This window comes from Caloramator sp. (genome assembly GCF_020054765.1).
Classification (GTDB): domain Bacteria; phylum Bacillota; class Clostridia; order Clostridiales; family Caloramatoraceae; genus Thermobrachium; species Thermobrachium proteoclasticum.
This window is the reverse complement of record NZ_JAIHAO010000006.1, coordinates 38,058-55,265: the sequence shown is the minus strand read 5'-3', so window position 1 is coordinate 55,265 and position 17,208 is coordinate 38,058. Positions and strand designations below refer to the sequence as shown.

Annotated in this window: 15 protein-coding genes, 1 other RNA gene and 5 pseudogenes; 6 read left to right on the top strand and 15 right to left on the bottom strand. The window is 29.5% G+C overall.

The features are described from left to right. Nucleotides 1–591 precede the first annotated feature (591 nt). From JG776_RS03545 to JG776_RS03530, 4 genes are all read right to left on the bottom strand, one after another. Complete coding sequence (locus JG776_RS03545; RefSeq protein WP_291964758.1) at nucleotides 592–1,524, bottom strand: SEC-C metal-binding domain-containing protein; 933 nt, start codon at nucleotides 1,522–1,524, stop codon at nucleotides 592–594. 311 nt (nucleotides 1,525–1,835) lie between these two features. Next, a complete protein-coding gene (locus tag JG776_RS03540; protein ID WP_366934187.1) occupies nucleotides 1,836–1,958 on the bottom strand; it encodes a hypothetical protein in 123 nt (40 codons plus the stop codon). A gap of 487 nt (nucleotides 1,959–2,445) precedes the next feature. After that, a complete protein-coding gene (locus JG776_RS03535) occupies nucleotides 2,446–2,931 on the bottom strand; it encodes a hypothetical protein (RefSeq protein WP_291964756.1) in 486 nt (161 codons plus the stop codon). Then, complete coding sequence (locus tag JG776_RS03530) at nucleotides 2,918–3,775, bottom strand: 4Fe-4S binding protein (RefSeq protein ID WP_291964754.1); 858 nt, start codon at nucleotides 3,773–3,775, stop codon at nucleotides 2,918–2,920. Before JG776_RS03530 ends, JG776_RS03535 begins: the two co-directional genes overlap by 14 nt. Before the next feature lie 112 nt (nucleotides 3,776–3,887). Here JG776_RS03530 and JG776_RS03525 point away from each other — a divergent pair, with 112 nt between their 5' ends. From JG776_RS03525 to JG776_RS03500, 6 genes and pseudogenes are all read left to right on the top strand, one after another. After that, a complete protein-coding gene (locus JG776_RS03525) occupies nucleotides 3,888–4,073 on the top strand; it encodes a hypothetical protein (protein ID WP_291964752.1) in 186 nt (61 codons plus the stop codon). Nucleotides 4,074–4,141: 68 nt separating this feature from the next. Beyond that, nucleotides 4,142–4,453, top strand: a pseudogene (locus JG776_RS03520) (IS3 family transposase); the annotation flags it as partial. Nucleotides 4,454–4,543: 90 nt separating this feature from the next. Continuing rightward, complete coding sequence (locus JG776_RS03515; RefSeq protein WP_291964750.1) at nucleotides 4,544–4,801, top strand: NAD(P)H-dependent oxidoreductase subunit E; 258 nt, start codon at nucleotides 4,544–4,546, stop codon at nucleotides 4,799–4,801. Further along, the gene (locus tag JG776_RS03510; protein WP_291964749.1) at nucleotides 4,794–5,813 is read left to right on the top strand and encodes a [Fe-Fe] hydrogenase large subunit C-terminal domain-containing protein; all 1,020 of its coding nucleotides are present in this window, start codon (nucleotides 4,794–4,796) and stop codon (nucleotides 5,811–5,813) included. Before JG776_RS03515 ends, JG776_RS03510 begins: the two co-directional genes overlap by 8 nt. Further along, nucleotides 5,785–6,504 carry a (Fe-S)-binding protein gene (locus tag JG776_RS03505; RefSeq protein ID WP_291964747.1) on the top strand — a complete coding sequence of 240 codons (720 nt, stop codon included), beginning with the start codon at nucleotides 5,785–5,787 and terminating at the stop codon, nucleotides 6,502–6,504. Before JG776_RS03510 ends, JG776_RS03505 begins: the two co-directional genes overlap by 29 nt. Then, nucleotides 6,501–7,673, top strand: coding sequence for a SpoIIE family protein phosphatase (locus JG776_RS03500; protein ID WP_291964745.1), 1,173 nt, complete (start codon nucleotides 6,501–6,503; stop codon nucleotides 7,671–7,673). Before JG776_RS03505 ends, JG776_RS03500 begins: the two co-directional genes overlap by 4 nt. 116 nt (nucleotides 7,674–7,789) lie before the next feature. On the opposite strand, the gene JG776_RS03495 is transcribed toward JG776_RS03500, so the two are convergent. The 11 genes and pseudogenes from JG776_RS03495 to JG776_RS03450 form a co-directional block, all read right to left on the bottom strand. After that, nucleotides 7,790–8,482, bottom strand: a complete 693-nt coding sequence (locus JG776_RS03495) for a rhomboid family intramembrane serine protease (RefSeq protein ID WP_291964743.1) — start codon at nucleotides 8,480–8,482, stop codon at nucleotides 7,790–7,792. Between the two features lie 42 nt (nucleotides 8,483–8,524). Beyond that, nucleotides 8,525–8,647 (bottom strand): annotated as a pseudogene (locus JG776_RS03490) (HD domain-containing protein); the annotation flags it as partial. 290 nt (nucleotides 8,648–8,937) lie between these two features. Further along, the gene (locus JG776_RS03485) at nucleotides 8,938–9,279 is read right to left on the bottom strand and encodes a lipopolysaccharide assembly LapA domain-containing protein (protein ID WP_291964741.1); all 342 of its coding nucleotides are present in this window, start codon (nucleotides 9,277–9,279) and stop codon (nucleotides 8,938–8,940) included. A 535-nt stretch (nucleotides 9,280–9,814) separates the two neighbouring features. Then, nucleotides 9,815–12,946: a hypothetical protein gene (locus JG776_RS03480; protein ID WP_291964739.1), complete on the bottom strand. Its 3,132-nt coding sequence runs from the start codon at nucleotides 12,944–12,946 to the stop codon at nucleotides 9,815–9,817. A gap of 106 nt (nucleotides 12,947–13,052) precedes the next feature. Continuing rightward, nucleotides 13,053–13,865 (bottom strand): recombinase zinc beta ribbon domain-containing protein, encoded by an 813-nt coding sequence (locus JG776_RS03475; protein WP_291964737.1) that lies wholly within the window; start codon nucleotides 13,863–13,865, stop codon nucleotides 13,053–13,055. Next, nucleotides 13,841–13,912: pseudogene (locus JG776_RS12405) on the bottom strand (hypothetical protein); the annotation flags it as partial. The gene JG776_RS03475 and the pseudogene JG776_RS12405, both read right to left, overlap by 25 nt. Before the next feature lie 158 nt (nucleotides 13,913–14,070). Further along, nucleotides 14,071–14,422: a transfer-messenger RNA gene (ssrA, locus tag JG776_RS03470) on the bottom strand. 3 nt (nucleotides 14,423–14,425) lie between these two features. Continuing rightward, nucleotides 14,426–14,902 (bottom strand): SsrA-binding protein SmpB, encoded by a 477-nt coding sequence (smpB, locus tag JG776_RS03465; RefSeq protein ID WP_198011960.1) that lies wholly within the window; start codon nucleotides 14,900–14,902, stop codon nucleotides 14,426–14,428. A gap of 135 nt (nucleotides 14,903–15,037) precedes the next feature. Next, nucleotides 15,038–15,756 (bottom strand): annotated as a pseudogene (locus JG776_RS03460) (amino acid ABC transporter ATP-binding protein). Further along, entirely contained in the window at nucleotides 15,749–16,408 is a 660-nt protein-coding gene (locus tag JG776_RS03455) for an amino acid ABC transporter permease (protein WP_291964734.1), read from the bottom strand. Before JG776_RS03455 ends, JG776_RS03460 begins: the two are co-directional and overlap by 8 nt. Before the next feature lie 15 nt (nucleotides 16,409–16,423). Continuing rightward, a pseudogene (locus tag JG776_RS03450) lies at nucleotides 16,424–17,176 on the bottom strand (ABC transporter substrate-binding protein). Between the last annotated feature and the right edge of the window lie 32 nt (nucleotides 17,177–17,208).

The following is a 17,208-nucleotide window of genomic DNA, read 5'->3' as shown; positions in this document are numbered from 1 at the left end:
GATTTTAATATAAAATCGTTGTTTTTTATATTAACTTTATTCAAATAACATTGTAACCTAAAATTAAGCCATCTTCCCTGATGTTGTCAATATATTCTCTAAAAATATTACATTATCCATCTCACTGATTCCTTAAGATAGACTGAAACATATTATAGCTCTGTAGCTCATACTCTTAGATTGTGGTATATCTACTACATTTAGCTTTAATAGAATTATTTTTACACTATTCGCCTTTTAAACTGCATTCATACTATAAATATTATTTTATTTTATAATTATTTTAAACTAAGTTTATATTTACGTCACTAAAATAATACAAAAACAGCAATATCACCTATTTAAAAATTATATGTGATATTGCTATCATTAAAAAGTCCTAATTTCTAAAGGTTTCTATTTACTGTATGAAAGTATAGTTTAATTTGTCTTTGGACGATTATGTTGATACGATGTTTAATTTTTTATAGCTATTATAAAGGACAGGCATTCTAATCGAATACCCGCCCCCAACTATTTATAAAGAGCCAATTTTTAATACATAAAAATTATTTCCATACTAAATCGTCAATATCTTAATTTTAAATTATATTAACCTAAATTTTTTAATCTTTCTTTAATAATTTCTTTCTCTTCATTCCCTGTAGCTACAGAAAGCCCTTTTTGGTAGAATTCTTTTGCTTTAACAGCATCATATATATCGCTTTCATACAAGCAATATACATCACCATAAGCAATATAACTCCAAGGGTTCTTAGGAAAATCTAATATTAATTTTTCACATTCTTTTTTTGCTTCTTCTAATTTATTTAATCTAACTAAAGACTCAATTATCGCTCTCCTCATCTGATGAATTAATTCCTCATTTTCATTCCAAAAATAGTGTAAAAATTCTTTACAATATTTGATTCTTATTTCAAAATATTTTGGTTCATCAATTCCTGCATTATATAACTCACTCTCTAATTCTTGACAAAAATCCCTTATGTCAAAACTTCCACAATACTCTTTATCCAAATATTCAAGAGTGTTAAAATCTGTTCTTATTCTATATTTTATCCCTTCCCAAACTTTTAACCATTTATCGCATGCCAAAATTGATTTATTATCATCTAAATATTGATATCCTTCTTCAATCAAATCTGCCATTTGCTCCATGGATAAAACATTTTCTGGAGCAAACCTTTCCCATAATACCCAAGCTGCATAAAAAGGAAAATCTTCATCTCTTCCTTTAGCTGTCACATTATATGTATTAAACCATTTTTCAGATATCTGCTCTGCAGAATAATATCTTTCTATATCTTTTAAAAATATTTCTTTATTAAACATAATTCCTATGCTTTGTAATTTTTCTATTATTTCTTCATTACTCATTTCTTTTACTTCTTCATAAGACCATAATTCAAAAAGAAAATTTCTAAAATTATTAAAGCTCACTTCTTGGTTTATTTTATCTATACAACACTTTTTATATTTTTTACCACTACCACATGGGCATAGATCATTTCTTCCTACTTTCATAAACAAACCACCCTCTTATTTAAGTTTATATACATATTATAAAGCCTCTAAAATCAAAAAATCAATTAAATTTTTATAAGCCACATGAATGCTATCATATCTAAAGAATCACCGAATCTTGAAATAAGATGCCAACCCTAAAAACCTTAATTTGCAAAAACTTATTATTTTTTATATCCACTTTTATCCCCGTCGTATAATATGATTTATAGAGAATTTCCAGGAAAGGAGTTTTTTTGCGTGCCCAATACTTTAATCGTTGATATCGATGTTTACTTATTTGTTAGTGTCGATTATATTCTTTTCGGATATCATTTCATTTCAAATAAAGCCTGAGCAGCCAATTCAACTGTTGCACTTGATTTATCGAGTTTCATTATATCTTTATCTTTATTATATTTCTTAAAATATTCACGAACTCTTTCTATAGCCATTGCTTCCTTCTCCTTCTCCAGTTGATTGTAAAAATACTACATAGGTATTAACGATCTAGTTTACATTAATTTTTACTAACTTTAATATATTACTACTACATAAAATTATATTTTCCTTCAATTTTTTTGAAAAAATCAAAAAGAACAGCCATTCTAATCGAATACCCGCCCCAACAATTGACAAAGAGCCATAATTATTAGTTAAAGTTATATAATATATCCACGATTAAAAACAAAAAGCCCTGATTTCTCAGGGCTTCTATTTATCGTATCAATATGTTGTTCAATATGGCTTTAGACAATGATTTTGTTACAAGAAAGGTTGTGTTTTTATACAAAAAATTTTTTTGCTGTTATAAACTATTAAATATTAAATTGTTTTATTAACTTGATATTTTCATACTCTATTTTATTTAAGATTATTTTGAATAGCTTTTAAATGTGATTTTGATGCATCCCTAAGTAATGTATTTAATACAATTTTTATTTATTTTTCAACTTCAACACTATGTGTCTTCATATATTCTATTTGTTTCTTAGTTGGTTTACCATTTTTTAATATTATTTCTACAGCTTGTTTTGGAAGATATGCCTCTTCAGTTAAATCTATATCTATTCCTTTATAAAATGCCACAAAGGCTCTAACAGCACCTGTCCCTATATCCTTCCCTTGTGTATCTGAATAGTTTGCCTCTAAATCTTTACACTTGAATGTATCAATTTGGCTTTTATCTATCAAAAATGCTTCAGCTAAATCCTCTTCTGGTATATTAAAATTACGAACAACATCTTTAAATGTATATGAACCTTTTATATCATTTGGATTAAATTGTCCTGCAAATTCACCTTCGGTAATCTTTCTTGGCACCTTTGTTGAGGTTGTTTTCCACGTTCCAGTTAATTTTGCTAATCCAACTCCCCCAAATATTATTATAAGTATGCTTATTGCAATAATTTTACTATTTATCTTCATTAACTTCACCACCCTTTGTACTTAAAAATACAGTATTATCAACTGGACAATTAACCTCAGAAGTACATTTTAAACATCTAATACACTGATGGTCTTTAATTACATCTTTATCTGAAACAACAATATTCATAGGACAACCTTTATCACACACCTTACAAGAAATACATGTAGTTTTGTTTCTCCTAATTTTAAATATACTTATAAAATTGAATAACCCTAAAAATCCACCTAAAGGACATAAATACTTACACCAAGGTCTTTCTATTAAAAGTGATGATAATAATACTACTATCAATAAAACAATTGCTTGTATTGTAACCTCTCCTGTCCAAAAATTAAACAGTGCATAATATGGGTCTACGTCATTAAATAATAATTTGCCTGTTTTGCCTATAACATATACTATCCAAGCAAATGTAAAGTATCTTAAATATCTAAGTTTTTTATCTAATTTATTAGGTATAAAAGTATTATACCTTCTGCCAAAAATCTTTTTACCAAGCTTTCCTATCCATTCTTGAACTGAACCTAAGGGACATACCCATCCACAAAATACAGGTCCAAATAATATAGATAAAAATACTACTATTCCCAACATAACAAATGATGATTCATGTATTTTTTGAACAAAACTTCCCTCTGTTACAAACTTATATATTGATACTACTCCACCGAATGGACACAATCCGTGTAATGACGCTTTTGAAATAAATGGTATTGTTATATTCTTTTTAGAAAGATATTCATTTATCGCAGTCAATAAAATAGCAGCAAAGAAGAATATTTGTATAAACAGTCTAATTTTTATATTTCTTCTTTTCTCTAATGACTTAATCTTTGTCATTTAATCCACCACCTTTTTTAAAATTATTTTTTCAAAAATTTTATTGGCTTATCTTATACTTTGATTGTAAATTAAGGTTGTGATTATTTTATGTGAGTTTTGTGTAGATTTTGTGAAGAAAAATTTTAATCCTAATATAAAAATAGCCAGACATTCTAATCGAATACCCACCCCAACAATTGAAAAAGAGCCAAAATTAAAAGCAAAAAATAAGTTAATTGAAGCTAAAATTCGTAAAAAACAAATGGAGATAGACTTCTTAAAAAAATTGAAGGAAATCGAAGGGAGGCTATATTAAGCCAAGTAAAAAATGAAACTATATATCTTTCAATACATTAGGATATTGCTCATCAGCAATATCCTAATGCTAAACCTATTTTCCATAGTGACAGAGGTTTTCAATATACTAACAAAATATTTAAAAAGAAGCTTGAAGATGCAGGTATGGTCCAAAGTATGTCAAGAGTATCATGTTGTATAGATAATGGGCCTATGGAGGCTTTTTGGGGAATGTTAAAAACAGAAATGTACTATCTAAAAAAGTTTAATTCATACGAGGAACTCGAAGTTGCTATAATCGATTACATAGATTATTACAACCATCATCGCTATCAAAAAAGGCTTGGCAATATAACTCCGATTGAGTATAGAAATCATATTTATAAAAAAGCTTCATAAAAATAAGATAGGTAATATTGAACACGATTTTATTATTTGTTACAATTATAATTGTTAATATGTTAACAATTATAATTTGGAGGGGTCAATATGATAAGTGTGCATATATGCGTAGGAAGTTCATGCCATCTTAAAGGTTCATATCAAATTATAAAAATATTTCAAGAAATAATAAAGAAAAAAAATTTAGAAGAGAAGATTGACCTTAAAGCATCATTTTGCCTTAGTAATTGTACAAAAGGTGTTTCAATAAAGGTTAACGACGAGATTTTTGGAGATATAAATACTGAAAATGCAAAAGAAAAATTTGATGAATATATATTAAAGAAGGTTAATAACAATGATTAATATAATAGAATTTAAAAAATCAAACTGCAAAAACTGCTATAAGTGTATAAGAAGTTGTCCTATAAAAGCTATATCATTTAATAATAACCAAGCTAAAATAATCGATGATAATTGCATACTTTGTGGAAACTGTCTTAAAGTATGTACTCAGCATGCTAAAAGTGTTATAGATGAAACAGAAAAAGTAAAAGGATTTATAGAAAAAAAGTATAGTGTTTATGCAAGTATTGCACCTTCCTTCCCCTCTGCATTTAAATCACATAATGCAAAAGCTCTGTTTTCTGCCATTAAAAAACTTGGTTTTTCTTATATTGAAGAAACAGCGATAGGAGCTTATGCCGTATCTAGGGAATACGAAAACCTTATTAAAAAATGTGAAATGAAAAATATTATATCAACGGCTTGCCCAGTTGTTGTATCCCTTGTTGAAAAATATTATCCTGCGGCTATACAATTTCTCGCCCCTGTAGTATCCCCTATGATTGCCCATGCAAAGATGTTAAAACATACCTACGGGGAAAATATAAAAGTTGTATTTATTGGGCCTTGCCTTTCTAAGAAAAAAGAATACAAGGATGGAGAAAATGATTATTTAATCGATGGTGTTGTTACCTTCGATGAACTAAAAAAATGGTTTGAGAATGAATGTATCGATTTGAATAAGTTCCAAGATGAAAACATTAAATATGATGAACCTCTTATTGAAAGATATTATCCAATAGTTGGCGGTATATTAAAAACTTTAGATAATCAAAGCAATTATAAATTTTTAAGCGTAGATGGTTTAGAGAATTGCATGGAAACTCTTGATTCAATAGTAAAAGGAAATATTAATGAATATTTTATTGAAATGAACAGCTGCAGGGGTGGATGCATTAACGGTCCATGCAATACAAGTAGAAGCTTTATTGAAGCCTATGATGATATTTTGAATTATGTAAGTAATAAAAATACAATAATTGATTTGAAAGATATTAAAGTTAATGTTGATTTGTCAAAGTTTTTTTTGTAATAGAGAAGTAAAAAATAGTATACCTGATGATGAGTCCATAAGTTATATATTAAAAAAAATAGGTAAGTTTAAAAAGGAAGATGAGCTTAATTGCGGTGCCTGCGGATATTCAAGTTGTAGGGAAAAGGCAATTGCAGTTTATAATAATAAGGCAGAGCTTAATATGTGTCTGCCTTATATGAAAGAAAAAGCTGAATCGTTATCAAATATAATTATTAACTCCTCTCCTAATGCAATACTCGCTTTAAATAGTGAGCTTTATATCCAGGAAGCTAATAATTCAGTATACAAGATTTTTAATATTGAAAATATAAATTTGGCTGGCAAAAATGTGTTTGAATTTTTTGATTGCCCTGATTTTGTAATTGTAATGGACACTGGAAAGGACATTTTAAATAAAAAGGTTTATTATGAAAAATTTGATGTCACTGTGGAACAGTCTGTAATACATGCAAAGGACCATGAAGCAATTATAATAATAATGAAAGATATAACAAAAGAAGAAAAAAATCAGGAGCAATTAAATAAAGTTAGAAGAGAAACTGTTGAAATTGCACAAAGAGTTATTGAAAAACAAATGAGAGTTGCCCAAGAAATAGCAAGTCTCCTTGGAGAGACTACAGCAGAGACAAAAGTAGCGTTAACTAAACTAAAAGATACAATAGTAACAAAGATGGGTGAAAGCGAATGAACTTTTTTATAGATGCAGATTATGAGAGTATTAACAAATTTAATGAGGAACTCTGCGGAGATAAAGTTGAAATCATAAGAAGTAAAGATTCTGTTATTGTGGTTCTTGCAGATGGTCTTGGAAGTGGAGTTAAGGCTAATATACTTGCAACTATGACTAGCAAGATAATAGGAACTATGCTCTCTAAAGGCTCAAGCATAGATGAAGCAGTAGAAACCATAGCAAAAACTCTTCCTGTATGCAAAGAAAGAGGTATTGCCTATTCTACCTTTTCTATACTTGAAATTTACAGCAGTGGTGAAGGGTATATTGTAGAGTTTGACAATCCCTCAATTATAAGTCTAAAAAATGGGAAGTATGCACCTCTTCTTAAAAATAATAGAAGTATATATGATAAAAAAATATATGAGGCAACATTTAAAGTAGATTTAGATGATACATTTATTATGATGAGCGATGGAGCAGTCCATGCAGGAATAGGGCAGACACTGAACTTGGGATGGCAGTGGGAAAATATTAAAGATTATACAGAAAGAACATATAAAAAGGAACTACCTGCTAAAAACTTTGCAAGGTTGTTAGTTAACGTCTGTGATAATCTTTATGGGCAAAAACCTGGAGATGATACAACAGTTGTTGTTGTAAGAATTAGAAAGCCTCAAAACGTTAACGTATTAATAGGGCCTCCTGTTGATAAGGAGCTTGATGAATATGTTATTAAAAAGTTTATAAATAGCGTTGGGAAAAAGGTTGTATGCGGAGGTACTACATCTCAGATAGTCTGTAGGGTTTTGAACAAAGAGCTAAAGGTTAATTTAAACTACATTAATCCTTCAATTCCTCCTACAGCAGAAATTGATGGTATAGATTTAGCCTGCGAAGGGGTACTAACAATGAGCACAGCTGTGGAATATGTAAAAAAGTATATTTCATCTAAGGATACTTTAACAAATTTGTTTAATCTTAATAAATATGATGGTGCTTCAAGGCTATCTAAAATGCTGATAGAAGAGGCTACTAATATACATTTTTTTGTTGGAAGAGCCATTAATCCTGCCCATCAAAATCCTGAATTTCCTCTCGATTTAGGATTAAAATTAAAGCTTGTTGATACTATGGCTGGATATTTAAAATGCCTTGGAAAGGAGGTCACAGTAGAATATTTTTAAAAATTCCTTAATATTAGCAATATCTGTTTTTACATCACCTGATGTTTGCCTACGCCAAAAATGACAGCTTTTTAACCAAACACCAGATCTTAAGCTTTAATAAAGACCTTAAATCATTAATAATATATATAATACATTTTCCTTTTATACTTTTTGCCAATATAAATACCAAATAAAAATCCCCCAATATGTGCCCACCAAGCAATACCAAAACCATAAACTGGTCCTAATAATGTCAATAGACCATTTGATATTTGTGAAATAAACCATACTCCTATAAATATAAAAGCAGGTATATTAATAAAAAATGGTAACCACAGAACTAAAAAAACTGTTCTTATTTTTGCAAATGGGTATAATATAAAATAAATTCCCATTACCCCTGAAATTGCCCCAGAAGCTCCTATAGTTACCACAGGAGAATTAATGTTAAATATATAATGTGTAATTGCAGCTATAAAGCCACTTAATAAATATATAATTAAAAATTTAAAATGCCCAAGTCTATCTTCAACATTATCACCAAATAACCAGAGTGCCCACATGTTACTAATTAAATGTGTTAAACTTCCATGTAAAAACATACTTGTAAATATTGTAATGATATTAATTCCAGCATTAGTAAAAGCCACATATACTATAGATTTTGTTAATTCCTCCGGTATAAAACCATAATATTTAATAACAATTTCAGTTAAATTTCTTGGTAAAATAGTTTCAAAAATAAATACAACAATATTAATAAATATTAAAAAAACAGTAATATAAGGTTTTTTTCTGCTTGGGTTTATATCTCTTAATGGTATCATTTTAACTCATCCTTTTCACTAAATGTAGCCAAATATTAAATTTTATATTTTTACTTTATGTTTTTTTATTAATGAAAATTCTTTATTTGTTAATTTCCCAATCTTATTTAAAACATGTTCATATGTACCTATTTTACCGATATCATGTAAAAGAGCTGCTTTATATAGTTTCTCTCTTTGATTTCAAGGAAATAATGATTTAATTTCTTCCATGTTATTTTTAAAATACTCTTGGTCATTTTCTAATATAGCTTGATACATTTCGTCCCAAACAAAATGTCCATAACTAATTCCTTTCGCAGAAGCTTCTATATAAGAAGAAAAAACTTTTTCAGCTAAGAATTCCATTTTTAAAAAACGGTTTTTATTTAATTTATAAAATCCCATTAAAGATAATATAAAAAACTCACAAATCCTTTGTATTTTATATCTATATCATTTTCTTGATTTGCATTTTAAATTTCATTTCCATTATTTTCATCATTGTTTTCCGTTGTTTCAAAAGATTTTAACTCTTTAATTTCATCTAATAGCCGTTCAATTTCAATTTTTAAATTTTCATTTTCTTTTAAAAGTTGCTTTTCTGATTTATTTATACTTAGATATTTTCTAATACCTAATGATAAAGTAATAATTGCACCAATTAGAACTGAAATAAATATAATTAGTGCTTGAGATGATTCAAAAGTATAAAAAAATAATTTAACAGGAACTGGACCTGCATTTGTTAAAGCAAAAATAATTACAAGAATTCCAAAAATTAAACTTGTTATAAATAAGATTTGGCTTTTATTCATCTTCAATTCTCCCTCCTATAATTGATATGACATAATTCAAAATCCCTTTACAATTTTTTTGTTTGTATTTCCTCCTCTCGATAGTGTTTATGTTACTTATTTCTACATATAATTCTATTTTCCTGCTTTTTTCAAATAAATATTTTTTTGAATTATTTTAAAATAGGTCCTGTAATAAATATGGGAAGTATCTCTATCGATTTTTCACACAATTCTGTATGGCTTGTTTAACTCTTGCCACTAGAAAACCACCAAAATCTACCGATTGTGTGAATACATTTCCAAATATTAATCGTAATGCCTTAAGCAAAGTTCATACACTAAATATCAAAATAACTATAAACCCTATTATATATAAAATAGCCATATAAGGAACTATATTCTCTAAAACCGTTGTATAGATTGCTTTCAAAAAGTATTAATCTATATATTAAATTTCTATATTAAAATTTATTTTCCTTCATTTTTGAAAAACCTAAAAGGGCAGGCATTCTAATCGAATACCCGCCCCAACAATTGATAAAAAGCCATATTATTAATACCTCAATCCTTTAAAATATGTCTTTATAATTTCATAGCTTTTTTTCAGTCTTTCTCTATAAATTGGCTCCTCCCAACCATTCCACTTATAAATCTTTTGTTCTATTGATTTTTCCCCTGGAAATACATCTTCTACTTTTCCATTAGACAATACAATCCCACTTATAACAAATCCATCTGTTGTAGCAACTTGGAGTACATCTCTTCCTGGATAAGTTGTAAATAATCCTTTATCATCTAAAACTTTATGACTAGATGGGTCAGTTACGTTTAATCTTCCCCAAGGAATTCTAACATGTATTTTACTATCAATATAATAACCATTACTTGAATCAGAAAAATCCCCTTTTTTTAATGTACTACCATCTTGTCTTAACTCTAAAATACGTTTTCCATCCATTGTAACTCTAGATTTATTAATAAGAGGTCTTATTTCTTTATATATACCAGAATTAGTTTTTTTAGATGAAAATTTCATATCTCCAATATTATAATCTGGATGTGCTAAGATTTTTGCATATTCACTGTTTATTTTTAAAACAAATTCCATCCCAGATGGCGCATTAATATTTATATCAGGATTATATTTAAAATCTCCTCTTTCTCTATCATAAGTATCAATTCCTATGATTATTTCCTTATCTTTCAAATCAATAGTTTTATCATATTCAATATCTAAATACAAATATGAAATATCACTTGAAATTTCAATCTTCTTAATTATTCCATCATCTTCTAAAATCATATCTGGTTTTTCAGGCTTTACACTTTCATATGAAAGTATTCCATAATTTTGTTCAGGGTCTATAACATTGTGCCATAAAACGTGTCTTTCATATGGAATCATAAAGGGTTCAGTTATCCAAGTTTTTTTAGCCCATTCATCCATCCACTCGAATATTATACCTCCCATATATCCTTCTTTTTTTATAGCTGACATCATTCTTACGATTCCTTCACCTTGCATAACTTCATCTACTCCACCATGATTAAGACCATCTGGATTTGAATGAGCATTTCCCATCCCAGTTGCTAAACCAAATTCAGCAACTAATGCTGGAAATTTTTTATGCTGTGCAATAAATTCTTTTAAATATCCACCATACATTAATCTTCCTTTTTCATCTTTGTATTCTTTATATTGTTCTTCATTGTTCATAAAGTCAGGATAATTTGGATATATATGATATGCTCCAAAAAATCCAGCTAAATTTTCGTTTCCTAAATCAAATTTGTTAATATCTACAACTACACTATCGTTATATTCTATTTCCTTTTTACCCCATTCATTAAATTCAGATCTATGAACAATTGGGTCTAAAGTTGGCCAACTTACTATTGCAACAGGATGTTGCATTTTATATTTAGAATCTTCATACTTCACAACATAATCACAACTTCTTGCAAGCCATGCTTCTGTTGCTTCACCGCTTATTGATGATACATAATTACCTGTATATCTATACCCTTTATTTTTTTCATTTGTACTTTTTACTTCTTCAGGCTCTAGTTCTCTTCCAACAAGATATGCTATTGTCCACTTTGAAACATCAGCTTTATAATCCCCATAAGATTTACCCCTTCTTTCAGGTATTTTTACATTACCATGTACTGCATCTATCACATATTCGATTTCCTTTATAAAACTTTCCAAATTCTCTTTATCAAGATAATTATGGTCTTTAGGATTTTCATCAGGCCAAATTTCCTGAATCAAATATAATGGATTATCAGGGTGAAGCTCATTATATGTTTTTAGAGCTTTATAAAAGGATGGATGAATAAGAGTATAAACACGTATTGTATTAGCATTCATTTTCCCTATTAAATCAAACCATTTTAAATATTCTATTTCTGTTTCTGGCATTTGTGTAAACCATTTTCCTGGAGTAGCAAATCCCATATTTACACCCTTAATAAAAAATTCATTCCAAGAACCATTTTTATATATTTCTAACTTATTATCTTTTATTCTTGAAACTAATTGCACTCCATTTGTTTTATATACGTCATTTTTATTACTGTTTTTCATACTTTCAACATCTGCAATTATTTTTTTCATCATCGGAACATATACCTTCCAAAAAAATGGTCCCTGAGAAGTATCTGTATTTCTTGAAATTAATTTCATAAATTTATCATAGCCAACCATCTGATATATAATCGGAACATTTTTAATATCTACAAAATCACCTGCAAAATAATATGACTTATAATCATCTGTATTTTTTGTTAATACTGCTGGGAATGATTCTCTTAATCCATATTTACTTATTTTTTTTAGACCTTCTTCATTTAAATCAATTTTAAAATCTGCTAAAACTTCTGCCCCATTTACTTCATTTACTTCAAACCAATAATTATAATTAACTTTATCAACCACATTATATTCATTTTCATACTCATCTTTAAAATCTATATACATTTTTTTACTTTTAAAATCATTTTTATCTAATACTAAAATCTCATTGTTTTTAGATATATATACAAAACCATTACCTTTAAACTCCCATTTTGCTTTGTATTGTTCTTCGTATGCCTTTACAACCCAAGTTGGTACTTCAACATCTTTTGATAAATCTGTAAAATATCTACCAATCCACCCCCTCCACTTAAATCCAAATATACCTTCTAATTCGTTTCTTACCTTTTCACTTGTTGGATATTGTATTGTATTAAACTCTGCAATAATAGTTCTCCCATTATTTAGATAGGATTTTATTTTATACAATTCCTCTTCATTTAATCCACCATATATTAAATTAGATTTAGATCCTTCTATATTTTGCTTATTTAAATCATCAGTATAAACACCATATGTGTCTGCTATATATATAAAATCAGGATTATTAGCTTTTATATCAAATATGTCATATCCATCTTTTTTAGGATAAAAGCCAAAATAATCCTTTGTGTAATCAAAATATTTCATTGTTAATTTGTTTTTTATTTTCATATTATTTAGCAACCAAACAAATCCCTTATGTTCTCGAAAATCATTTGTAGGAACTGTTTTATCAATAATCCAGACATTTAAATAAGAAGTTTCTTTTAATTGATATTTCACAAAAGGAACTGAAACTAATATAATTATTATACTCAATAAAACATAAGTATATTTTTTCATTTAACTCACCACCATATAATTTTAATCATTATTATACTACTTTAATACAAAATGTAAACACTTTTGATAGTTTTTATCATAATTTTCAAAAATTTAGTCTGTATTTTTATACCGTTTTATTTTCCCCCATCCCATCCTTAAACACAAGCACCATCTTCCCACCTGTATAAACCTTAACTGCCTCAATAACCATATTCCAAAGCTCACCATCAAACTCATCAACAAGCCCATCCCTATCCCTTAAAACCTTCATAAACTCCTCTATTTTATCCTTCTTAACAAGTCTTTCGAACCTCTCATTTTCAATACTTTCAATTTCGTTTCTAACACTCTCATACCTTTCAACTAAAGCATTGTATCTTGTCATATATTCCTCTTGGTCTTGTGCTTTAGTTGCATTATCACGAATACACCTATTTATTTCTTCTAAAATTTCTTTTGCTTCATTTTCAAGTTCATCTATTTTTTCATCTAAATCTTTACTATTAACAATTTCCTTTATAACTTCCTCATAACCTCTTAATATTTCTTCCTTATTATTTATAACTCCATTAAACACCTCTACAAATATCTTCTTTAGTTCTTCTTCATTTATAAATGGTGTCTTGCACTTTTTATCATTCTTATACTTAGAATTGCACTGATAAATTATTTTTCTATATTTATCATTCGAATGCCAAACCTTTCTGCCGTAAAAACTTCCACAATCACTGCATATAATCTTTCCTGAAAAGTAGTTTCTTCCTGTCTTATACCCTTTTGCACCTTTCCTATTTTTTATCTCCATCTGCACCATATCAAAAACTTCAGGTGAGATAATTGCAGGGTGGCTGTTTTCTACATAATACTGTGGAACTTCCCCTTCGTTTCTCTTTATCTTCTTTGTAAGAAAGTCTACTGTAAACTTCTTTTGAAGCACTGCGCATCTCCTTTATATTTTTCATTTTGAAGAATACTTAATACTGTGCTTTGATGCCATACTTTTTTGCCCGCTGGTGTTGGAACTTTATTATCTAAAAATTTTTATATGGCAAACTATATATGTGATATGTTTGCATCAAAAAAGCAAAGAAGCCCTGATTTCTCAAGGCTTCTATCTATTGTATCAATGAATCGTTCAAATATGGTGGAGGCGAGGGGAATCGAACCCCTGTCCGAAGGAGTAGCCATCCAGGCATCTCCGAGCGCAGTCAGTGTTTTTACATTCCCTCCATCTGACTCCCACTGACAGGATTCAGACTTCAGTAGCTTCATAGATGCCGACCTATCGCAAAGCTTAGATAGGCCCGTTCCCCACTAGTCGACGCCCTATCTCAGGCCGTGGGCCTCCCGAGTAGGACGGCTACCTGTTATTAGGCAGCTAAAGCTAAATTATCGTTTGCGTTTATTTTTAATCCCAGTTTTTTAACGAGGTACCAGGAGCCTCGGCTCGCTTCCTGAACCACTACCTCCCCCGTCGAAAGCCAAAACGCCCCCGTGTTAGTAGCGGTATTTTTCTTTAAAATGTTTTTCAATTTCCCTCATTGCATCCTTTTTAGCTATATCTTCTCTTTTATCATACAGCTTCTTACCCTTTGCAAGAGCAAGCTGCATCTTTACTAATCCCCTTGTTTGATATAATGATAGTGGAATTAGTGTATAGCCCTTTTGTGAAACAAGACCTGCAAGCCTTCTTATCTCACTTTTGTGCATAAGAAGTTTTCTTGGTCTTAGAGGATCTTTATTAAATATATTACCCTTTTCATAAGGACTTATATGGAGATTATAGACAAATATCTCTCCATTTTTAACCTCTGCATAGCTATCCTTAAGATTAGCTTTACCAAGCTTTACAGACTTAACTTCTGTTCCAACTAATTCAATCCCTGCTTCATAGGTTTCTTCAATGAAATAATCGTGTCTTGCTTTTCTATTCTCTGCTAAAGTCTTATTTTCACCCTTCATATTAACCACCATCATAACTCGTGTATTTATTAATATATAATATTATCTCTTTAATGTCAATATATCATATATTTCTAAAAAAGTAAAGTTTCCTTACAATTGATAAAAGTTCCGCTTGGCAAAATAATAGCCTAAACGGAACCTATATTAGAAATGGCTTAGAAATTCTTTTAATCTATCGCTTTTTGGCTGTGTAAATATATCATCTGGTGTGCCTTCCTCAACAATTGTTCCACCATCCATAAATATTATCCTATCTCCAACTTCCTTTGCAAAATTCATTTCGTGGGTTACGATAACCATAGTCATACCATCATATGCAAGTTCCTTCATTACACTTAAAACTTCCTTTACCATCTCAGGGTCAAGGGCTGATGTTGGTTCATCAAAGAGCATTACATCTGGTTCCATAGCAAGTGCCCTTGCTATTGCTACCCTCTGCTTTTGTCCACCAGAGAGCTTTGATGGATAATAATCTGCCTTATCTTGAAGTCCTATTCTTCTTAAAAGGTCCAATGCAATCTTATTGGCCTCTTCAACAGATTTATTCCTTAATTTTATAGGTGATATTGTAATGTTTTGAAAAACATTCATATTAGGGAACAAATTAAAGCTTTGAAATACCATCCCCATCTTTTGTCTTATCTTATTGATGTCAACATTTTTATCATTTATCCTCATTCCTTCAAATATAACATCTCCACTGTCTGGTACCTCTAAAAGGTTAAACACCTTAGAAGTGTACTTTTACCCGAACCACTTGGACCAATCATTACAACCACTTCACCCTTTTCAACCTTTAAATCAACATCCTTAAGAACGTGCAAATTCTTAAACCTCTTATTTAACTTCTTAACCTCAATCACTCAGCTTCAATCTCCCTTCTAATTTACCTAATAGTTTTGATAACGTAAAAGTAAGAATAAAATAAATAAGTGCTGCAATAATAAGTGGTTCAAAGGGTCTAAATGTTACACCACGTACAGTATCCGCGTTGTACATAAGTTCGTGTATACCAATAATTGAAACAATTGATGATTCTTTTATAACTACAATAAACTCATTTACAAGGGCAGGAAGTATATTTTTAAATGCCTGAGGATATATTACATATCTCATAGCCATTCTATAGGTCATTCCAAGGCTTCTTGCTGCCTCCATCTGCCCCTTATCAACTGATTGAATGCCAGACCTTATAATTTCTGCTACATAGGCAGCACTATTTAAGGAAAGTGTAGCAATACCCGAAGCAATATCTCCAAATTCTCCTCCTATCAATCTTGAAAAATCAAGTCCATAGTAGATAATAAAAAGTTGAACAAGGAGGGGCGTACCCCTCATAAACTCAATATATACAGTTGATACTGCCTTTAAAATCTTATTGTTTGAAATTCTCATTAATGATAATACTGTTCCAAAGATTATACCTAAAATAACTGAAAAAAATGCTATAAGAACTGTAAATTTTGTTCCCTGTATAAAAAAATTATAGTATTTAGGTAAAAAATCAAAGTTCACTTGTCTACCTCCTTATTAATCCACAAGCTCATTTGCCTTTATTACAAATTCATCTATCTTCTTTTCATCCATAAGCTTCTTTAAAGTCTTATTTATCTCATCTAAAAGAGCACCTGAATTTTTTCTTACAGCAATTGCAGAACCTGCATCTTCATTTGGAAGCTTTATTTCTGATATTGCTAAATCAGTATTTTTGTTTACATTTGCCTGTGCTACTGGTTGTTCAATTATTGCTGCATCAATCTTTTTATCCTTTAGACTTAATATTATGTCTGAAATTTTACCAAGTGCTTTAATTTCAGAGTTTGCCATATACTTTTGAGCAAGTCCTTCTTGAATTGAGCCTTTTTGCACTCCTACCCTTGCACCCTTTAAGTCCTCTAAAGTCTTATACTTTTCTTTATCCTCTGTGCGGATAACTACAGTTTGAACAGCATAGTAATAAACATCTGAAAAGTCAACACTCTTTTTTCTCTCCTATGTTGGAGTCATACCAGATACAATAAAGTCTATCTTTCCTGCCTGAAGTGCAGCAAGTAATCCCTCAAACTTCATATCCTTTATTTCAAGTTCAACACCTAAATCCTCTGCAATCTTCTTTGCAATATCAATATCAAAACCTACTATCTCGTCCTTACCGTTTATAACCTTATGGAATTCATAGGGTGGATAATCTGCACTTGTTCCTAAAACAATCTTCCCTGCCTTTTTAATTTTACTAAGTTCATCTTCTTTTGCATTTTTACCACAGCTAACTGTTGAAATCATTAAAATTAAACACATTAAAATTGACATAATCT

What these genes read in the sequence shown, in the direction of transcription:
- JG776_RS03545 (WP_291964758.1), bottom strand. Translation starts at nt 1,524, where the DNA reads ATGAAAGTAGGAAGAAATGATCTATGCCCATGTGGTAGTGGTAAAAAA.
- JG776_RS03540 (WP_366934187.1), bottom strand. Translation starts at nt 1,958, where the DNA reads ATGGCTATAGAAAGAGTTCGTGAATATTTTAAGAAATATAATAAAGAT.
- JG776_RS03535 (WP_291964756.1), bottom strand. Translation starts at nt 2,931, where the DNA reads ATGAAGATAAATAGTAAAATTATTGCAATAAGCATACTTATAATAATA.
- JG776_RS03530 (WP_291964754.1), bottom strand. Translation starts at nt 3,775, where the DNA reads ATGACAAAGATTAAGTCATTAGAGAAAAGAAGAAATATAAAAATTAGA.
- JG776_RS03515 (WP_291964750.1), top strand. Translation starts at nt 4,544, where the DNA reads ATGATAAGTGTGCATATATGCGTAGGAAGTTCATGCCATCTTAAAGGT.
- JG776_RS03510 (WP_291964749.1), top strand. Translation starts at nt 4,794, where the DNA reads ATGATTAATATAATAGAATTTAAAAAATCAAACTGCAAAAACTGCTAT.
- JG776_RS03505 (WP_291964747.1), top strand. Translation starts at nt 5,785, where the DNA reads ATGTTGATTTGTCAAAGTTTTTTTTGTAATAGAGAAGTAAAAAATAGT.
- JG776_RS03500 (WP_291964745.1), top strand. Translation starts at nt 6,501, where the DNA reads ATGAACTTTTTTATAGATGCAGATTATGAGAGTATTAACAAATTTAAT.
- JG776_RS03495 (WP_291964743.1), bottom strand. Translation starts at nt 8,482, where the DNA reads ATGATACCATTAAGAGATATAAACCCAAGCAGAAAAAAACCTTATATT.
- JG776_RS03485 (WP_291964741.1), bottom strand. Translation starts at nt 9,279, where the DNA reads ATGAATAAAAGCCAAATCTTATTTATAACAAGTTTAATTTTTGGAATT.
- JG776_RS03480 (WP_291964739.1), bottom strand. Translation starts at nt 12,946, where the DNA reads ATGAAAAAATATACTTATGTTTTATTGAGTATAATAATTATATTAGTT.
- smpB (WP_198011960.1), bottom strand. Translation starts at nt 14,902, where the DNA reads ATGGTGGTTAATATGAAGGGTGAAAATAAGACTTTAGCAGAGAATAGA.